Origin of the sequence: Mycobacterium sp. 1245852.3 (genome assembly GCF_001669335.1) — a bacterium.
Taxonomy (GTDB): domain Bacteria; phylum Actinomycetota; class Actinomycetes; order Mycobacteriales; family Mycobacteriaceae; genus Mycobacterium; species Mycobacterium europaeum_A.
In genome coordinates this window covers 1-2,260 of the sequence record NZ_LZLL01000418.1, presented here as the reverse complement: position 1 = coordinate 2,260, position 2,260 = coordinate 1, and the positions used below count along the sequence as shown (strand labels likewise).

Annotated in this window: 4 protein-coding genes and 1 pseudogene; 3 read left to right on the top strand and 2 right to left on the bottom strand. The window is 72.2% G+C overall.

What is annotated here, in order from left to right; genetic code table 11:
* The coding region (locus tag A9W96_RS32730; RefSeq protein WP_231999738.1) for a hypothetical protein at window positions 1-99 on the top strand (99 nt) is incomplete at its 5' end.
* A 50-nt stretch (window positions 100-149) separates the two neighbouring features.
* On the opposite strand, the gene A9W96_RS18765 is transcribed toward A9W96_RS32730, so the two are convergent.
* Complete coding sequence (locus tag A9W96_RS18765; RefSeq protein ID WP_156765311.1) at window positions 150-806, bottom strand: amino acid-binding protein; 657 nt, start codon at window positions 804-806, stop codon at window positions 150-152.
* 116 nt (window positions 807-922) lie between these two features.
* Between A9W96_RS18765 and gatC the strand changes: the two genes are divergently transcribed.
* Window positions 923-1,222 carry an Asp-tRNA(Asn)/Glu-tRNA(Gln) amidotransferase subunit GatC gene (gene gatC, locus A9W96_RS18760; RefSeq protein WP_066862090.1) on the top strand — a complete coding sequence of 100 codons (300 nt, stop codon included), beginning with the start codon at window positions 923-925 and terminating at the stop codon, window positions 1,220-1,222.
* A pseudogene (locus A9W96_RS18755) lies at window positions 1,219-1,896 on the top strand (amidase family protein); the annotation flags it as partial. The gene gatC and the pseudogene A9W96_RS18755, both read left to right, overlap by 4 nt.
* On the opposite strand, the gene A9W96_RS18750 reads toward A9W96_RS18755, so the two are convergent.
* Window positions 1,857-2,243 carry an amidase family protein gene (locus A9W96_RS18750; RefSeq protein ID WP_369806898.1) on the bottom strand — a complete coding sequence of 129 codons (387 nt, stop codon included), beginning with the start codon at window positions 2,241-2,243 and terminating at the stop codon, window positions 1,857-1,859. The pseudogene A9W96_RS18755 and the gene A9W96_RS18750 overlap by 40 nt on opposite strands.
* Window positions 2,244-2,260 lie beyond the last annotated feature (17 nt).

The window sequence follows — 2,260 nt, the reverse complement described above, 5'->3', positions numbered from 1 at the left end:
CCACCTGCGGTGGCGCCGTGTCCGGGACCGATCGGCGAACGCGCCGACTGGTGGTGGTACACACCCTTCCAACCCCAACCACCACCGACAAACAACTAGCTAGGTTCTGCGCGGCCTCCGGCCGACGGTATCGATGGAATTGCTGCCCGTCAGCGCAGCATGGTCGCCACGATCCCGGCAAGGTAACCCAGCCGGGCGACCTCCGAGGGCCGGAATTCGGGGCCGGGACGGCCGAGCACCACGGCGGTGTGCGGATCGCCCAGCGGGGCCGCGACCATCGTCATGTCCATGTCGCGCCACGCTTGGGGCACCCAGTCGCCGCTGCTGTCCAGCGTGACGGCCCGTTCGATCGGCAGCCATGGCGCCGAGTCCGCCTTGGTCTCCGGGGCGCCGGTGCTGCCGGCCAGGCGCTGGAGCTCGCCGTCCGCGCTGCGCAACACCGTGCACCAACTGACGCGCAGCACCTTGGGCGCCTCGTTGGCGAGAACCTGCAGTCGTGCGGCCTTGCCGTCGGCCGCGGCGATGTGGTCGAGCAGCTCGAGTTCGCGGTGCGCCTCCAGCAGGCCCGTGTGCGGGCGCACGCTGTCCACCCGGACACCGGACAAGGACTCGGCGGCCGTGATCAGCGTGTCCGGCATGGCGCCGGGCGGCAGTTCGATCACCAGGTCGTCGGTCGCGTAGCCCGAGCTGCGCTCCACCACATCGAGCGACAGGATGTCGGCGCCCACCGAACCGAGCGCCACCGCCAGCGACCCCAGGCTGCCTGGCCGGTCGACGAGCTCGATGCGCAACAGATAGGAGGGCACGGCCAACACTGTTGCACAGGCATGTGGCTTCTGCCCGCCGAGCGTCACGGCGGTGTGACGGTGGTCGCCCAACGTCACGCCAGCGCCAAGGACGCGGCGGGCTAGGCTTTCGGATCGTGTCCCAGATCTCCCGCGACGAGGTAGCGCACCTGGCCCGGCTGTCCCGGCTGGCGCTGACCGACAGCGAGCTCGACAGCTTCGCCGGCCAGCTCGACGCCATCTTGACCCACGTCAGCCAGGTCCAGGCGGTGGACGTCACCGGCGTCGAGGCGACCGACAACCCGCTCAAGGACGTCAACGTCACCCGTCCCGACCAGCCGGCCCCCTGCCTCACGCAGGCCGAGGCGCTGGCCGAGGCGCCCGAGGCCGTCGACGGCCGCTTCGGCGTCCCGCAGATCCTGGGGGACGCCGAGTGAACGAGATCGTCCGGTCCGACGCCGCCACCCTGGCCGCCCGGATCGCCGCCAAAGAGGTGTCCTCGGTCGAGGTCACCCAGGCATGCCTGGACCAGATCGCCGCGACCGACGACCGCTACCACGCCTTCCTGCACGTGGCGGCCGACGAGGCGCTGGCGGCGGCGGCCGTCGTCGACGAGGCGGTGGCCGCCGGGGAGCGGCTGCCGTCCCCGCTGGCCGGGGTCCCGCTGGCGCTCAAGGACGTCTTCACCACCGTCGACATGCCCACCACCTGCGGGTCCAAGATCCTCGAGGGCTGGCGTTCCCCGTACGACGCCACTCTCACCTCGCGGCTGCGCGCCGCGGGCATCCCGATCCTGGGCAAGACCAACATGGACGAGTTCGCGATGGGCAGCTCGACCGAGAACTCCGCCTACGGGCCCACCCGCAACCCGTGGGACGTCGACCGGGTGCCCGGTGGCTCCGGCGGCGGCAGCGCGGCCGCGTTGGCCGCGTACCAGGCCCCGCTGGCGATCGGATCCGACACCGGCGGCTCCATCCGGCAGCCCGCCGCGCTCACCGCAACGGTGGGAGTCAAGCCGACCTACGGCACGGTGTCGCGCTACGGCCTGGTGGCGTGCGCGTCGTCGCTGGATCAGGGCGGCCCGTGCGCGCGCACGGTGCTCGACACCTCCGACGGCAGGATCAGGTAGTAGGCGGCCAGCGCGTACTCGAAGTGGGGGCAGTCGACCTCGCTCACGTCGGCGCCCAGGGCGGTCAGCTGCTCGACGGCGGCCTCGAACGCGCTCAACACCCCGGGCTGATAACCCTCGCCGCGTAGCTGCTTGACCACTCCGACGCGCACGCCCTTGAGGTCACCGTCCGCGCCGGCCCGGGCGGCGCCCACGACGTCGGGCACCGCCGCGTCCACCGACGTGGAGTCGCGGGGGTCATGCCCGGCGATCACCTGGTGCAGCAGTGCGGTGTCGAGCACCGTGCGCGCGCACGGGCCGCCCTGATCCAGCGACGACGCGCACGCCACCAGGCCGTAGCGCGACA